General features: G+C 59.0%; 14 protein-coding genes and 1 pseudogene. 7 read left to right on the top strand and 8 right to left on the bottom strand.

What is annotated here, in order from left to right; all coding sequences use genetic code 11:
* Positions 1 to 63: 63 nt before the first annotated feature.
* Together sbmC and kynA are read right to left on the bottom strand one after the other, a co-directional pair.
* Positions 64 to 531: a DNA gyrase inhibitor SbmC gene (sbmC, locus tag GT753_RS11000; RefSeq protein WP_015378297.1), complete on the bottom strand. Its 468-nt coding sequence runs from the start codon at positions 529 to 531 to the stop codon at positions 64 to 66.
* 22 nt (positions 532 to 553) lie between these two features.
* Complete coding sequence (gene kynA, locus GT753_RS11005; protein ID WP_015378298.1) at positions 554 to 1,396, bottom strand: tryptophan 2,3-dioxygenase; 843 nt, start codon at positions 1,394 to 1,396, stop codon at positions 554 to 556.
* A 296-nt stretch (positions 1,397 to 1,692) separates the two neighbouring features.
* Here kynA and GT753_RS11010 point away from each other — a divergent pair, with 296 nt between their 5' ends.
* The 4 genes from GT753_RS11010 (at position 1,693) to GT753_RS11025 (ending at position 5,488) form a co-directional block, all read left to right on the top strand.
* Entirely contained in the window at positions 1,693 to 2,730 is a 1,038-nt protein-coding gene (locus GT753_RS11010; protein ID WP_015378299.1) for a LacI family DNA-binding transcriptional regulator, read from the top strand.
* Between the two features lie 210 nt (positions 2,731 to 2,940).
* The gene (locus tag GT753_RS11015) at positions 2,941 to 4,236 is read left to right on the top strand and encodes an MFS transporter (protein WP_170310332.1); all 1,296 of its coding nucleotides are present in this window, start codon (positions 2,941 to 2,943) and stop codon (positions 4,234 to 4,236) included.
* Positions 4,237 to 4,257: 21 nt separating this feature from the next.
* Positions 4,258 to 5,022, top strand: coding sequence for an SDR family NAD(P)-dependent oxidoreductase (locus tag GT753_RS11020; protein ID WP_015378301.1), 765 nt, complete (start codon positions 4,258 to 4,260; stop codon positions 5,020 to 5,022).
* Positions 5,023 to 5,071: 49 nt separating this feature from the next.
* Complete coding sequence (locus tag GT753_RS11025; RefSeq protein ID WP_015378302.1) at positions 5,072 to 5,488, top strand: RbsD/FucU domain-containing protein; 417 nt, start codon at positions 5,072 to 5,074, stop codon at positions 5,486 to 5,488.
* A 52-nt stretch (positions 5,489 to 5,540) separates the two neighbouring features.
* Here GT753_RS11025 and GT753_RS25940 read toward each other — a convergent pair whose 3' ends face one another.
* Complete coding sequence (locus tag GT753_RS25940; protein WP_015378303.1) at positions 5,541 to 6,890, bottom strand: colicin-like pore-forming protein; 1,350 nt, start codon at positions 6,888 to 6,890, stop codon at positions 5,541 to 5,543.
* Between the two features lie 305 nt (positions 6,891 to 7,195).
* On the opposite strand from GT753_RS25940, the gene GT753_RS11035 reads away from it, so the two are divergent.
* Positions 7,196 to 8,275, top strand: a complete 1,080-nt coding sequence (locus tag GT753_RS11035; protein WP_015378304.1) for a hypothetical protein — start codon at positions 7,196 to 7,198, stop codon at positions 8,273 to 8,275.
* On the opposite strand, the gene GT753_RS11040 is transcribed toward GT753_RS11035, so the two are convergent.
* Positions 8,276 to 8,713 carry a MarR family winged helix-turn-helix transcriptional regulator gene (locus tag GT753_RS11040; RefSeq protein ID WP_015378305.1) on the bottom strand — a complete coding sequence of 146 codons (438 nt, stop codon included), beginning with the start codon at positions 8,711 to 8,713 and terminating at the stop codon, positions 8,276 to 8,278.
* A gap of 154 nt (positions 8,714 to 8,867) precedes the next feature.
* On the opposite strand from GT753_RS11040, the gene aceE reads away from it, so the two are divergent.
* Entirely contained in the window at positions 8,868 to 11,543 is a 2,676-nt protein-coding gene (gene aceE, locus GT753_RS11045) for a pyruvate dehydrogenase (acetyl-transferring), homodimeric type (RefSeq protein ID WP_015378306.1), read from the top strand.
* Between the two features lie 27 nt (positions 11,544 to 11,570).
* Here the strand turns inward: aceE and umuC are convergent, their stop codons facing one another.
* Together umuC and umuD are read right to left on the bottom strand one after the other, a co-directional pair.
* A complete protein-coding gene (gene umuC, locus GT753_RS11050; RefSeq protein WP_015378307.1) occupies positions 11,571 to 12,887 on the bottom strand; it encodes a translesion error-prone DNA polymerase V subunit UmuC in 1,317 nt (438 codons plus the stop codon).
* Positions 12,888 to 12,889: 2 nt separating this feature from the next.
* A complete protein-coding gene (gene umuD / locus GT753_RS11055) occupies positions 12,890 to 13,324 on the bottom strand; it encodes a translesion error-prone DNA polymerase V autoproteolytic subunit (protein WP_015378308.1) in 435 nt (144 codons plus the stop codon).
* A 302-nt stretch (positions 13,325 to 13,626) separates the two neighbouring features.
* Between umuD and GT753_RS25845 the strand changes: the two are divergent.
* Positions 13,627 to 13,860: pseudogene (locus tag GT753_RS25845) on the top strand (resolvase); the annotation flags it as partial.
* 58 nt (positions 13,861 to 13,918) lie between these two features.
* On the opposite strand, the gene GT753_RS11060 reads toward GT753_RS25845, so the two are convergent.
* Both GT753_RS11060 and GT753_RS25965 read right to left on the bottom strand, forming a co-directional pair.
* Complete coding sequence (locus tag GT753_RS11060) at positions 13,919 to 14,290, bottom strand: hypothetical protein (protein WP_126181107.1); 372 nt, start codon at positions 14,288 to 14,290, stop codon at positions 13,919 to 13,921.
* A gap of 75 nt (positions 14,291 to 14,365) precedes the next feature.
* Positions 14,366 to 14,695, bottom strand: coding sequence for a helix-turn-helix domain-containing protein (locus GT753_RS25965; protein WP_158497934.1), 330 nt, complete (start codon positions 14,693 to 14,695; stop codon positions 14,366 to 14,368).
* Positions 14,696 to 14,719 lie beyond the last annotated feature (24 nt).

Raw genomic sequence — 14,719 nt, forward strand, 5'->3', positions numbered from 1 at the left:
AAGCCAACACAACGGGCTGAATCTGTACCGCCCATCGATTCAGCCTTCTTTATCATTTCCCCTTCACCACTTCTTCACCGTCTGGTAAATCTCGAGGTCGAAATAGCCGTCGGCTTCGCAGTCGTTGAGATAGTGTTCATAGCTCACCCCCTCAACCGGCTGGTAGCCGCTGGCCGGCAGCAGCTTCTGATAGAACTCGCCCCACACCCGCTCGAAATCGCCATCGCTGATGCGCACGTGGTAGACCGCATACTGCCCGGCGGGCAGCGTCTGCACGGTGACGCCCTCGCTGCCCGCCGGCAGCGCGAAATCGTCCGCCACGCTCATCACCACGTCGGCGCGCAGCTTTTCCGGCGCCACTTCCGCCGGATCGTCCCAATACAACACCAGCCATTTGCCGAACGGCACGTCGTGGCGCTGCCGCCATGCCAACAGTTGCTGCGAGCCCTGCGGGATGGTCTGCGGATACGGCCCCACGACTCTCACTCCCACCACCTTCTCCGCCGCCTTATCGATAATCCTCACGCTCATCGCCCTTCCCCCTCACAATGTCTCAGGCGCCGATTTCGGTACGTACGTCCAGCAACTCGGGGAAAAAGGTCAGATCCAACGCCTTTTTCAGGAAACTGACGCCGCTGGAGCCGCCGGTGCCCGACTTAAAGCCGATGATCCGCTCCACCGTTTTCATATGGCGGAAACGCCACAGATGGAAACTCTCTTCGATATCCACCAGCTTCTCCGCCATTTCATAGGCTTCCCAGTAGGTTTGCGGGTTGTCGTAGATCACTTTAAACGCCGGCAGCAGATCCGGGTTGCGCTGGTAGGGCTGCGTCCAGTCGCGCTCGAGACACTCCTGCGGGATCGGCAAGCCGTGGCGCGCCAGGTACAGCAAGTATTCGTCGTACAGGCTCGGCGCTTCGAGGATCGCCTTCAGCGCGGCGTGCTTTTCCGCGTCGTTGCTGAACACCGCCAGCATGGCGGCGTTCTTGTTGCCGAGCAGGAATTCGATCGACCGGTACTGGTGCGACTGGAAGCCCGACGAACTGCCCAGTACGTCGCGAAACTCGACGTATTCCGACGGCGTCAGCGTTTCCAGCACCGCCCACTGCTCGAACAGCAGCCGCTGGATCTGTTTGACGCGCGCGAGGATTTTAAAACAGTGGCTGAGTTTGTCTTGCTGCACCAGCCGCAGCGCCGCCTGCAGCTCGTGCAGCATCAGTTTCATCCACAGTTCGGAGGTTTGGTGCTGTATCACGAACAGCATTTCGTCATGATGCGGCGGGTTGGAGAGCGGGTGCTGGCAGTCCAGCAGTTGGTCCAGGCACAGGTAGTCGCCATAGCTCATGCGTTTGGAAAAATCGGTGACAATCGCGCTTTCTAATTCCCGTTTGTTCATCTGTGATCTCCGTTGCGCCCAGCGCCCCATCGGCCTGGAACGTGCCGCAAAGAGAAAACAATAGTACAGAACCCGCCGCCCCGAAGGGCGATAAACGAGAGATGCTTCGCAGATCTCACTCATCTGCGTTAACACAGTGCCCCCACCCCCGCTGTTGTTTAGTAAACAACACGGCTGCCGCCTGACGACTCTCACAAATGCGCGATCCCATGCACGCGGCGCCCCGGTTGCAGCTTGCCTGCGGCCGGCTTCCCTTATAGATTGCAGGCTAACGGCAGGCAGCAAGGTAGCGGCAAATGGCAAATATTCGTGATGTGGCGCGGTTGGCCGGCGTGTCCATCAGCAGCGTGTCGAACCTGCTGAATAATCGCAGTCACCAGATGAGCGCGCAGACCCGTGAGCGCATCGAACGGGCGATGGCGACCCTGGGCTACCGGCCGGCTCAATCGGCGGCGGCACCCGCGCCGCAGGCGAAAATCATCGGCCTGCTGCTGCCGTCGATCGTTAACCCGAGCTTTTCGGCGCTGGCGCATGCGGTCGACGGCGCGGCGCGGGCTCACCGCTACCGGGTCTTGCTCGGCAACGCCTACCGCCAGGAGCAGGAGGAGGCCGCGTTTATCGACGATATGTTCCTGCACGGCGTGCGCGGCATCATCGTGGCGGCGAGCGACATTCGCCAGACCCATTTTGTTCGGGCCGCCGAGCGCGGCATGAAGATTGTCAGCTACGACAGCCCGTTTGCCGAACAGATGGCCACCGATAGCCGGCTGTTCGACAGCGTGTCGATGGACAATATCGCCGCCGGGCGCCTGGCCGCACAGCACCTGCTCGAACGCGGCTGCCGACACATCGTGTTCGCCACCGAAGCGACGCTGACCGTCGGGCGCAGCCACAAGATCGACGGTTTTCTGAGCGCCCTGGGGCACAGCCTGAGCGAACGCCAACGGGTGATCGAAGGCAAGGCCACCAGCGCCTACGGCGACACGGAAATGTTCGAATTGGGGCTGACGCTGGCGCCGCGCGTTCTCGCGTTGGCGCCACGCCCGGACGGCATCGTGGCGATTAACGATGCGTTGGGCATCGGGCTGATGGTGGGCCTGCGCGCCGCCGGCGTCCAGGTGCCCGCAGACATCTCTGTGATCGGCATCGACAATATCGCGCTGGCCGGCCTGGCCGAACCGGGGCTGACGTCCGTGCGGCCGCCGCTGGCGGAGATGGCGCAGCTGATGGTCGAACGCCTGATCGGCCGCATCAACAATGATTCGCAACCGCCCGGCGAGTTTCTCTTCCCGCCGACGGTCATCAGCCGGCGCTCGGTCAAAACCGCCGGTTAATACGGTAAAAACGACTTTCCCAGACGATGCGCAGTCGGCATCGTCCGGATCGTCACAGCTAAAAGCAGAAAAAATAGAATCGTCGCAATAAATAAACGGCGCGACGCTTTTATGCACGCAACGTCGTTATTCAGCTCTCCGCTCATTGCTTTGGGCCGGACCGCTATTATTCCGATTAACCACATGGGAAAAACCATGATGAAAAAAATAATGCCAAAGGATATTGAACGCAGCGCCATCAGGAAATTGACGCTGCATATCGTCCCCCTCATGATTTTATTGTATTTCCTGGCCTTTCTCGACCGTAACAATATGGCCTACGCCGCCAAAGCGCTGGAAGATAATTTGGGATTGACCGCCTCGGCCTTCGGCTTCGCCTCCGGAATTTTCTTTATCGGCTATTTCCTGTTTGAAATACCCAGCAACGCCGGCACCATAAAATTCGGCCCGCGCATCTGGTTCGCCAGAATATTAATTTCCTGGGGCATCTTCGCGACCCTGCTCGGTTTTGTGCGCACGCCGCTGGAGCTGTATATTTGCCGTTTTATGCTGGGCGTGTGCGAAGCCGGTTTCTTTCCCTCGGTGGTGTATTACTTCACGGTGTTCTTCCCGGAAAAGTACCGCACTAAAATTCTCGGCATGTTCATCATCGTCCAACCGCTGTCCAACGCGGTCGGCTCGCCGATTTCCGGCTTTATTCTCAATATTCAGCATGACTGGTTCGGGTTCGCCCCCTGGCAGCTGCTGTTCATCCTCGAAGGGCTGCCGCCGATCGTCATCGGCCTGTTGATCCCGTTCCTGATCAAGAACTCGCCCAAGGACGTCGGCTATCTGAACGTGGAGGAAAAGGCCTGGCTGATGAGCAACGCCGGCCGCTCCAAATCCGGTTCAAAAATCACGCTGGGCGACTTCCTCAAGGGCATTAAAAACAAGAAATACCTGCTCTACGCGCTGCTCAACTTCGGCATGGTGTGCGGCATTTACGGCTTCGGCACCTGGCTGCCGTCGATCATCAGCGCCATTTCCGGCGGCGATATCTTCCGCGTCAGCCTGCTGGCGCTCATTCCCTACGGCCTGGCCGCGCTGCTGGTCTATCCGTGGAGTCTGTGGGCCAGCAAAACCAAAAAACTCGGCGTGTTCGCCGGCCTCAGCATGGTGATCGCCGCCATCGGCCTGATGGGCGCGGTGACATTTTTTAAATACGACCCGTTCGTCGCGCTGTCATTCCTGTGCATCGCCGCCATCGGCATCTATACCGCCGTGCCGCCGTTCCTATCCATGCCCGCCAACATTTCCACCGGCGCGGCCGCAGCAGCCGGGCTGGCGGTGGTGAGCTGCATCGGCAATATCGGCGGTTTCGTCGCTCCCTATGCGGTGGGCGTGCTGAACGATCTGACCGGCAGCAGCGCGCCGGGGCTGTTTTTCCTGGCTTCGTGCCTGCTGGCCACCGGGTTGATCTGCATTTTCTACTGCGCCAAACAGCGTGAAGGCGTCATCAATTCTTAACGAACCAATAAGGAGTCAATCATGGGCGATCTTGCGGGCAAAAAGGTCTTTATCACCGGGGCGGAGCAGGGCATCGGCCGCGCCACCGCGGAGCGGCTGATCAAGGCCGGTTGCGACATCTATTTTCACTATCACAGCGACGAAAGCGGCCCCAAAGCGCTGGTGGCGCTGGCCCATTCATTGGGGCAAAAGGCCGCCTACGGCTACGCCGATCTCATCGATACCGACGAAACGCAGCGCTGCGTCTTGGCCGGCGCCGAGTTGCTCGGCGGCATCGATATCCTGATCAATAACGTCGGCGGCATCGTCGGGCGCAAATGGCTGGGCGAGATCGACCGCGCCTTCTGGCAAACCGTGATCGACGTGAACATGACCACCATGCTGAACGTCACCCAGAGCGCGCTCCCGCACCTGAAAGCGGCGCCGGACGGCGCCAGCATCGTTAACCTGGCCTCACAGGCGGGCCGCGCCGGCGGGCACGCCGGCTCGCTGGTCTATTCCGCCACCAAGGGCGCGGTACTCACCTGGACGCGCTCGCTGGCGGCGGAGCTCGGCGAGCACGGCATCCGGGTGAATGCGGTGGCGCCCGGCCTGATCCTCGGCACCCGTTTCCACAATCGCCACACCACCCAGGCATCGGCGGACGAAACCGTTCGCGCCATCCCGCTGGGCCGCGCAGGCACACCGGACGACGTGGCGCGCGCCATCGCCTTCCTGGCGGCGGAATACGACGGCTTCATCTCCGGCGCGACTCTCGACATCAACGGCGGCATCTACCGCATGTAATTCAGCTGCGGGCGGCGCGCTTGCCGCCCGCCCATTCAGGAATCGCTTTATGATCAAATCCGCCATCACTCACCCGCCGCTGCTCGCCGCGCTGGCGCAATGCGGGCATAAAACCCAGGTGTTGATTGCCGACGGCAACTACGCCTGCATGACGCATGCGCCGAAAGACGCCACCGTGGTCTATCTGAACCTGGCGCCCGGCACGCTCGCCGCCCCGCCAATCCTGGAAAAACTGCTGGCCTGCATCAACGTGGAAAGCGCGGCGCTGATGGCCTACCCGCCGGACTTCACCAACACTATCGAAGCCGAATACCGGCAGTTGCTGCCAGAACATTGCCCGATCGAGCACCTGCCGCGCGAGGCGTTTTACGCCGCGGTCAAATCGGATCGAACGCTGCTGGTGATCGCCTCCGGCGAACAGCGCCGTTTCGCCAATCTGCTGCTGACGGTGGCGCCGGTGGTGTGAAAGAGGTAGAGGGTGTGAGGGGTAAAATGAGGGGGCCAGCCCCCTCATGCCGTTACAGGTCAGCGACCCACTTCTCCAGCTCCCCCGCACGTTCCGCATCGATATAGCTGGTGGCCCAGCCAAACAGGTAAGCGAAGGCGAAAATGCCCACCGTCGACGACACCAGCGTCGGCGCGAAAAACGCGGCGATAGCGGAAAGCGTATACCCTACGCCGATCGACAACCCGAGCGCTTCGAGCTGGTTGCGGAACGCTTTCCAGTTGCCGGTTGAGAAACCTTCAATCGCGGCGTTTACCAGATCCGCGCCTTTGATCGCCCAATCCACCCCGGTGAAGACCTTGCCTAATACCCGCGCATTGCGGGCATACTGTTCCGCATCGATCATTTTCAGCCAGGTGACAATCGCCGCTTTGTCCTGCGCCTTAAGCTTTTTGTTCAGGCCCTTCGTCAATTGCTCGTAGGTTTTCTCCGCATCTTGCACGTTGCGGATATATTTTCCTTGTATTCCCGCCTCCAAATCCTTGGCGAGTTTGGCGTATTTCGCGCCGATCTTTTCCGCGATATCTTTATTGATACCTGCGGCCAGGCTGACGCCATCCTTGATGGCTTTTAATTCCGCATTTTGATATTCGACGAATTCCTTAACGATCGTTTTTACCGAGCCGGGCGATTTTACCGGTTTGCCGTTGGCATATTTCACCTCCATGGCATTCAGGTTATCCCCTCTCACCACGGCGATAAACGCGGGCCGGTTCTTATTGGCCTTATAGTAGAGGTTGTAGGTCGCCACTCCGTCTTGCTTTTCCACCTTCAAATGATGAAAACCGTAGTAACTCCCGGTCGTGCGGGTCGTCGAGAATTCGCCGGTTTTGCCGTTGCCATGCCAGCCGCTGACGGGCCGATCGCGATGCGAGTCTGTCACGAAACTGCCTAACGAAGAGGCGCCGATCTGCCCGGCATTCAGGCCATTGTTGCCGCCTTTGCCAGGAGTTGAGGGCTTGCGCGCATGGCCGGTTTCGATATCCCCGAGCGCCACTGTCACCCCCTTGGCGTTGACCCCCATCACCAGCCCCCCCAGGCCAATGTGCTTCGCCTGCTCGGCCGTCAAACCGGTGGCGGAAAGGCTCAGCGTGCCGGATGGGCTGACGCTTTCAATATGCAATTTCGCATCCGGGTTAATTCTGCGCGCCGCCTTAATCACCGCCTCCAGCTTCATGCGCAGCGCCGGATCGTTTTGGATCGCCGCTATCTGTTGCTGTTCCGGGCTGTTGCCAACGCCGGCGCCGCCGCGATCGCGATCGCCGGAATGGCCTTTATCGCCGCCCCCCGGCTCAGGGCCCGTACCGCGTTCAGAACTCCAGTTAGTCCCATCTCCTTTACCGCCATAATTAAATCCAGGCATATGCTTTCATCCTTATTTCGTTTTATTTTTAAGATGCCGATATTCTCGTTTAACGCGGATTGACACGCGCATTATCCCTATCGGCAAACCGTTTTTAGCTGCCCGTCATTTATAAAAAACTGCAGAAATAAGGACAACGGATGGCGGCTGTCTGGTCGGTGAAACAAATAGGATCGCGTCTGCAGAACCTGAATATATCGCCGCGGGACACACCTGGATGGCTGCGACCTGTTCAGAAGTCATTGGCACACACCATGAATTGCAATTACAATCATCGCACTTGCAACTTAAAGAGAATGCTCCGCATGTCGCCTCAACGTATAACACTGCCCGCCGCCTCGGCCAGAACCCAAACCCTGGCCGAAGCCTGTATCCGCAAGATGACCTCCGCCAGCCAAAAAGCCGGCGCTTCGCGCCCTTCTGCCAGCGCCTGGACGGCACAAACTCTGGGCGAACTCAACGCCAGCGGCGACATCTGGCTTATCGACGGCAGAAGGCGCGCCGAGCCGCCGATTTCCCGCTACGCCACCGCCTGGCCGCTCTGGTTTGGCCATCAATCAGAGCGTTATGAGAAGCCGCTGTTTTACTTCGTCAACACGCCCTCGGTGGACATGCTCCGCGGGCTTGAGCCGGAAACCAATCGCAAGGGGATTTTCATCAGCGATGCAGATACCGGCAGTGCCGATTTGCCGAAAGGCGTTCAGGCCTGGTTCCCGCTTCAGCTCACGGCCATGCCGGGCTGGTTGCCTTTCGATCCGGCCAATGCCAGAGAAACCGGCGCGATACTCCATCACGCCCTGCGCGCGCTCTATCTGGAGGGAACGAGAAAGATGGTGTATCTCGCGACCAACGCAGACAATGGCCCCCTCTCTTCAGGGGAGCCGTTTGTCGCAGAACAGGCGTTCAGGGGAATGTATCGCGTCGCCACCGCGGCAGACTCACCGTTGCAGGTTCGTCTGTGCGGCGCCGGCCGTGCGCTCGCCCGCGTTCAGCAGGCGGCCGAGGTATTGAAAAACTGGGGGATTGCGTCTGAAATCTGGAGCTGCCCCAGCTACACGCGGTTGGCGCAGGACGCCGAACTCGCCGACATGCAGCGCCAGGACAGCGGCGGCAAATGCCATCTGAAAACGTGCCTGGGTGCCGGGAATGCCCCCGTCGTCGCCGTCACCGACTATTCGCACCTGATTGCCAATCAGCTCAAGCGATTCATTCCCGCACGCTTTGCCGCGGTGGGCTCAGATTCACGGGTGCGCGGCGAAATCCACTACCCGCAGGCGGAATGGATTGCGCTCTGCGCCCTCAAACTGCTGGCCGACGAGCAGAAAATCCCTTCGGCGCTGATCGCCGATGCGCTGCGCGTTCTGCACATCACACCCGATGCCTGATCACTCTCTGGCCAGCTGCATCGCGTTGTCCAACGCGTCGGAGAAGCGTGCGATCTCTTCTTCGCTGAACTGGTTGAGAAAATGGGTGTTGACCACCGTGCGGTAGATCTCCCACATCTTTTTCCGCAGGGCCTTGCCTTCCTCGGTGATAGTCGCGAAGGAGGCCCGGCGATCGTCATCCGATCGAAAACGCGTGACCAGCCGCTCTTTTTCCAGGCGATCCATCAGGCGGGTCAGGTTGTAACGCTCAATCACCAACACGTCCGCCAGCTCATGCATGCGGCGTGTGCCGTTTTCCCCGCTTTCCAATCCCCATAACACGTCATACCAGGCGTAAACCGGCAGCCCCGCCTCCGACAACTTCGCCTCTATCTTTCTGATCATCGCCCGATGCGCGCGCACAAAGGAGAACCACAGGTCGGGTTGTTTATCTGTCATGTCATTTTTCTCGTCAAAAGCGGTGAGTTGCAATTGCAATTGTAAAGGGATAGAGTGGCTTTCGCCATTATTGCATTTGCAACTCTTGCACTTGCAATTCAATAAACCCCTGTATCGCTCAGCGCCTTATCAGGTAAGTACATTTGGAGCTTTTATGAACCAACCCGTGGTTAAAGCAGATCTTGACCCGCAAGAGACGGCTGAATGGCTTGAGGCATTTGAAGGCGTCACCGATATCGATGGCCGTGAGCGCGCGCATTTTCTGTTGGAAAGAATGGCCGAAGCCGATCAGCGAAAACACGGCGATTTCTTCAGCCTGGTCACCACGCCCTACGTGAACACCATTCCGGCTTATAAGCAACCGACGTATCCCGGCGATCTGGCCGCTGAAGCGCGCATCAATGCGTTTATTCGCTGGAACGCCATGGCGATGGTGCTGCGCGCCGGCAAACATTCCAACGTTGGCGGGCATATCGCCACCTACCAATCGGCCGCAGTGCTTTACGATGTGGGATTCACGCACTTCTTCCGTGGGCGCACCGATGATTTCGCCGGCGACATGGTGTATATCCAGGGCCACTCCGCCCCCGGTATTTATGGCCGTGCCTATCTCGAAGGCCGCATCGACGAGGAGCTGCTCGACAACTTTCGTCGCGAATCCGCGCGCCGTGGCCTCTCCTCCTACCCGCACCCGCGGCTGATGCCGGATTTCTGGCAATATCCCACCGTTTCGATGGGGCTGGGGCCGCTGACCGCCGCCTACCAGGCGCGCTACATGCGTTATCTGGAATACCGCGAGCTGAAACCTCACCAGGGAAGAAAGGTGTGGGCGTTCCTCGGCGACGGCGAGATGGATCAACCGGAATCGCTGGCGGCGATTGCGCTGGGCGGGCGAGAAAAACTCGATAACCTGATCTTCGTCGTGAACTGTAACCTGCAGCGGCTGGATGGCCCCGTGCGCGGCAACGGCAAGATCATTCAGGAACTGGAGGGCACCTTCAAAGCCGCCGGCTGGCAGGTGATCAAGGTGATCTGGGGCAGCGGCTGGGACAAACTGCTGCAAAAAGACCGCTCCGGACTGCTGATGCAGCGGATGATGGAGTGCGTCGACGGCGATTACCAGACCTTCAAATCGCAAAGCGGCGCCTATGTGCGGGAGCATTTCTTCGGCAAGTACCCGGAATTGCTCGAGCTGGTCGCCGACCTGAGCGACGATGAGATCTGGGCGCTGCACCGCGGCGGCCACGATCCGCAAAAGGTGTACGCCGCCTACCATCAGGCGGTGCATACCACGGGCAGACCGACGGTGGTGCTGGCCAAAACCGTCAAAGGGTTTGGCATGGGGGAAGCCGGTGAAGGGCAGAACATCAACCACCAGCTGAAAAAAATGAGCCAGGATGCGGTGAAAGCCTTCCGCGACCGTTTAGGGCTGACAATCTCCGACGCCCAACTGGCAGAGATCCCTTACCTGAAGCCTGAACCCGACAGCGCGGCGGCGAAGTACATCACCGCGACGCGCACTGCGCTGGGCGGCTACATCCCTGCCCGCTTCGGCCAATCCGCTCCGCTGGCGATACCGGAACTATCGCGCTTCGACGGCCTGCTGAAGGGCAGCGGCGAACGCAACATGTCGACCACCATGGCTTTCGTCAATATCCTCGGCACGCTGCTCAAAGACGCCAACATCGGCAAACTGATTGTGCCCATCGTGCCGGACGAATCGCGCACGTTCGGCATGGAAGGCCTGTTCCGCCAGATTGGCATCCATTCCTGGCTCGGCCAGCTGTATACCCCGCAAGACGCCGGGCAGCTCAGCTACTACAAAGAGGCCAAAGACGGCCAGATTTTGCAGGAAGGCATCAACGAATCCGGCGCGATATCGACCTGGATCGCCGCCGGCACCGCCTACAGCAACCACGATGTCGCGACAATCCCGTTCTATATCTTCTACTCCATGTTCGGGCTGCAGCGGGTGGGCGATCTCGCCTGGGCAGCGGCAGACGCGCGCACCAAGGGCTTCCTGCTCGGCGCCACCTCCGGCAGAACCACTCTGATGGGCGAAGGCTTGCAGCATGACGACGGCCACAGCCACGTGCTGTCTTCCGTCATTCCCAGCTGCGTCTCCTACGATCCGACCTATGCCTATGAACTCGCAGTGATCGTTCAGAGCGGCATGCGCAGGATGTTCGTTGAACAAGAGGATATTTACTACTACATCACCTTGCTCAACGAAGGATACCCGCAGCCGCCGATGCCGGCGGGCGTGGAGGACGGGATTATCCAGGGCGCCTATTTGCTCAAACAGAACGAAACGGCAAACCAAGAGAGCCCGCGCGCTCAGCTGGTCGCCAGCGGCGCCATCATGCGCGAGGCGCTGGCGGCGGCGGCGCTGTTGGCCGAGGACTTTGGCGTCGCCAGCGATATCTGGAGTGCCACCAGCCTGAGCGAACTGCGCCGTAACGGCATGGCGGCCGAACGCTGGAACCTGCTGCACCCGGAAGACCCGCCGAAAGTCCCTTATATACAGAGTCTGCTGGCGGCGCATCCTGGCCCGGTGGTGGTGGCGACGGACTATATGAAGATCGTCGGCGATCAGATCAAACCGTTCTTGCCGGACCGCGCCTTTATCACCTTGGGCACCGACGGCTTTGGCCGCTCGGACACCCGCGAGGCGCTACGTGAGTTCTTCGAGGTCAACCGCCATTTCATCGCGATCGCCGCGTTGAAACTGCTGGCTGACGAAGGCCGTATCGCCCGCAGCGAGGTCAACCGCGCCATGGTGCTGTATGGCATCACCCCCGATAAGCCGGACCCGGCAGCGGTGAAGTAACGCATAGCCTACCCACGCCGCCGGCTGTCACCCGCGGCGTTTTTCCTCCTTCGGCTCGGCGGCGCGCGGCTCCCGCTCCCCCAGCCGCACCAGCGGGATATCCGCCAGCCGGGTGGTGTAAGCCGGCGACAGCATTTCGCGCTTCATTTGCCACGGTTTGACGATCCCCTGCCCGGCGAACCATACGCGCCCGCGCCCTTCCTGATTCAGGCGATCGAGGGTCGCCATCAGCCGCTCGCTGTTGCGGCGCGGCGGGCAGTCGTCGAACAGGTCGATCTGCGCCATGGCGGCGGCGCTGAAATCCCCCAGCACCACGCCGCCCTTCAGGTAGCGTCGCCCTTCCTGCCAGATGCTCTCCAGCGCGCGCACCGCCATGGCGATAATGTCGCGGCTGTCGTTGCTCGGCGTTTGCAGCCGGGCGGTGCCCATATTGCTGTAATAGCCTTCGCCCGCCGAATGCGGGCTGGTTTTGATAAACACCGACACATTGCGACAGTAGCGCTTTTCCTGCCGCAGCTTCTCGGCGGCGCGTTCGGCGTAGCTGCAGATCGCCTCGCGCATGTGCGGGTAATGCGTCAGGCGCTGGCCGAACGAACGGGAACAGATGATCTGCTCTTTGGCCGCCGCTTCATCTTCCCATTGCAGGCATGACTCGCCGCGCAGCTCTCGTATCGTGCGCTCCAGCACCACGCTGAAGGTTTTACGCGCCAGCCGGGTATCGCAGTCCGCCAGCTGCAGCGCGGTGTGAATGCCCATCGCCTGCAGCTGACGGGTCAGGCGGCGGCCCACGCCCCACACCTCCTCCACCGGGATTAACGCCAGCAGCTTGCGCTGGCGCGCCGGATCGGACAAGTCCACCACGCCGCCGGTCCCCCGCCATTTCTTGGAGGCAAAGTTAGCCAACTTGGCCAGCGTTTTACTCGGTGCAATGCCGACCCCGACCGTCAAATGCAGCTCGCGCCGGATGCGATCGCGCACCCGATGACCGAACGGTTCCAGCGCCTCGCAGTGCGCCACGCCGTCCAGCCGCAGAAAGGCTTCGTCCAGCGAATAAATCTCCACCGCCGGCGCCATCTCCTCCAGCGTGTCCATCACCCGGCGGGACATATCGGCGTACAGCGCGTAGTTGGAGGAGAACACCGCGACGTTGCGGCGGCGCATCTCCTCTTTGATCTTGAAATAAGGCGCGCCCATCGGCACGCCCAACGCCTTCGCCTCGGCGCTGCGGGCGATCACACAGCCGTCGTTGTTGGACAGCACGATCACCGGCCGCCCCCGCAGATCGGGCCGAAAGATGGTTTCGCAGGAGGCGTAGAAGCTGTTGACGTCTACCAGGGCAAACATGGTTACAGCGCCGCGTAGACGATAAAGGTCACCACGCCGAAGATCTCCAGCTGCGCCTCGTCGTTGAACACGATTGGCGCATAGGCGGGGTTCATCGGCAACAGCCGCACGTCGGGGTAGCGCTGCAGTTTTTTGACGGTGAATTCACCGTCCACGGCGGCGATCACAATATTGCCGTGTTCCGGCGTCAGGGCACTGTCGACGATCAGCAGATCGCCGTCCTGAATATTGCCGTCGATCATCGACTCGCCGCTGGCGCGCACGAAGTAGGTGGCGTTGGGATGCCGCACCAGCAGCTTGCCGATATCCAGCCGGCTCTCGACATAGTCCTGCGCCGGGGAAGGAAAGCCGCAGGCCACGCGATCGGCAAACAGCGGTAACGTCAGAGACTCACCTGGTGAAAAAGCATACAACCTTGAATTGCTCAGCATAATCATAACCAAACTGTATATTTATACAGTAAAGCATAAACAAAACGCGAACGCGCGCAACCCCAAATTCCCCTGCGGATCGCGCTTTGCCGCGTAATATAATAATTTTCTGAGTGATTTTTCCTGCAGATTTTGGCGTTCTTCACGTGTGTTTGCACACATGATACCCACCAAAACTGTGGATAATTCGGCACTCAGACCGTTGGCGTATCGATGGGCAGGATGAGTGAGGGATTGTCATTGCGAACGGCGCCGACGGCGGGCGATACCGGACGCGCGGCCGTCGGTCTCTGCTGCGTACAGCGCCGCAAAGAACAGCAGCAGGCCTTGCCTCAGCAAGATCCCACGGGAGGAACGGCGGACGGCCTTACAAAATGACGCCAATAAAATTGCGACTGGCAATGGCATCAATGGGACGGCCAGAGACGAAAGTCAGTACGTTATGCCAGGAGCTTGGGATCACCCGACAAACGCTGTACCGCCACATTTCCCCTGATGGTCCACTGCGAGCTGACGGTATAAAGCTGCTCAACCGGGGATAATTTTAGCGGACGGAAAAATCTGGGGTTCCGGCGTAGAACCCCGAATAAGGAATAATCCTTAATTCATTTCAGGATTATTAATTCCATCTAAAACCTCTTGGCAATATTCTTTTTTATAGGCTTCATCATTACTTAATGACTTAACCAAAAAATCAGCATTTTTCCAACCATTATCCCAATGCGTATCGAATCCTGACTGTTCATACTTTAATGTTCTAGTTAATGAGTCTTTTATTTGTTTTTTATATTTATCAATTTTCTCATTGGTTGCCCCACAAACATCATGTGCAACACGAGCATTTGAGCCAGAAAAACCTATTGCTGAAATTGCCATCGCTTCATTTGATTTGTCGAAATCATTCGCATATGCCACAGCATTAGATAAAGCGAATATGACAAGAGCAGGTATGGTTTTTTTGTATGAAATCATCTTTCACCTCTCACTCATTGATTGTTCATGGGGTCAGTTTGGATATAGAAAATTATTGTACATTAAGGCTGCTTTTTAATCAGTCTCAACTTCTTTATAGAAGGCCTGAATGCGACAAACTTGGGAAGTACTGCAGCCTGTCGCGTCTGCTGTTTCTCGGATGCTCAGTTTCTTAATCTGTCGGTAGTGCCTGATCCATCCTGCTCGCTCCATCTCACCGCTGGCGCGCACGAAATAAGTGGCATTAGGATGGCGCACCAGCAGCTTGCCGATATCCAGCCGGCTCTCGACATAGTCCTGCGCCGGTGAAGGAAAACCGCAGGCCACACGATCGGCAAACAGCGGTAACGTCAGGGGCTCACCTGGTGAAAAAGCATACAACCTTGAAGTGCTCAGCATATTCATAACCAAGCTGTATATTTATACAGT

Origin of the sequence: Serratia sp. Z4 (genome assembly GCF_009900725.1) — a bacterium.
Classification (GTDB): domain Bacteria; phylum Pseudomonadota; class Gammaproteobacteria; order Enterobacterales; family Enterobacteriaceae; genus Serratia; species Serratia nematodiphila.

Excerpts from the sequence above, each read along its gene's own strand:
- sbmC (WP_015378297.1), bottom strand. The coding sequence starts at position 531 with ATGAGCGTGAGGATTATCGATAAGGCGGCGGAGAAGGTGGTGGGAGTG.
- kynA (WP_015378298.1), bottom strand. The coding sequence starts at position 1,396 with ATGAACAAACGGGAATTAGAAAGCGCGATTGTCACCGATTTTTCCAAA.
- GT753_RS11010 (WP_015378299.1), top strand. The coding sequence starts at position 1,693 with ATGGCAAATATTCGTGATGTGGCGCGGTTGGCCGGCGTGTCCATCAGC.
- GT753_RS11015 (WP_170310332.1), top strand. The coding sequence starts at position 2,941 with ATGCCAAAGGATATTGAACGCAGCGCCATCAGGAAATTGACGCTGCAT.
- GT753_RS11020 (WP_015378301.1), top strand. The coding sequence starts at position 4,258 with ATGGGCGATCTTGCGGGCAAAAAGGTCTTTATCACCGGGGCGGAGCAG.
- GT753_RS11025 (WP_015378302.1), top strand. The coding sequence starts at position 5,072 with ATGATCAAATCCGCCATCACTCACCCGCCGCTGCTCGCCGCGCTGGCG.
- GT753_RS25940 (WP_015378303.1), bottom strand. The coding sequence starts at position 6,890 with ATGCCTGGATTTAATTATGGCGGTAAAGGAGATGGGACTAACTGGAGT.
- GT753_RS11035 (WP_015378304.1), top strand. The coding sequence starts at position 7,196 with ATGTCGCCTCAACGTATAACACTGCCCGCCGCCTCGGCCAGAACCCAA.
- GT753_RS11040 (WP_015378305.1), bottom strand. The coding sequence starts at position 8,713 with ATGACAGATAAACAACCCGACCTGTGGTTCTCCTTTGTGCGCGCGCAT.
- aceE (WP_015378306.1), top strand. The coding sequence starts at position 8,868 with ATGAACCAACCCGTGGTTAAAGCAGATCTTGACCCGCAAGAGACGGCT.
- umuC (WP_015378307.1), bottom strand. The coding sequence starts at position 12,887 with ATGTTTGCCCTGGTAGACGTCAACAGCTTCTACGCCTCCTGCGAAACC.
- umuD (WP_015378308.1), bottom strand. The coding sequence starts at position 13,324 with ATGATTATGCTGAGCAATTCAAGGTTGTATGCTTTTTCACCAGGTGAG.
- GT753_RS11060 (WP_126181107.1), bottom strand. The coding sequence starts at position 14,290 with ATGATTTCATACAAAAAAACCATACCTGCTCTTGTCATATTCGCTTTA.
- GT753_RS25965 (WP_158497934.1), bottom strand. The coding sequence starts at position 14,695 with ATGAATATGCTGAGCACTTCAAGGTTGTATGCTTTTTCACCAGGTGAG.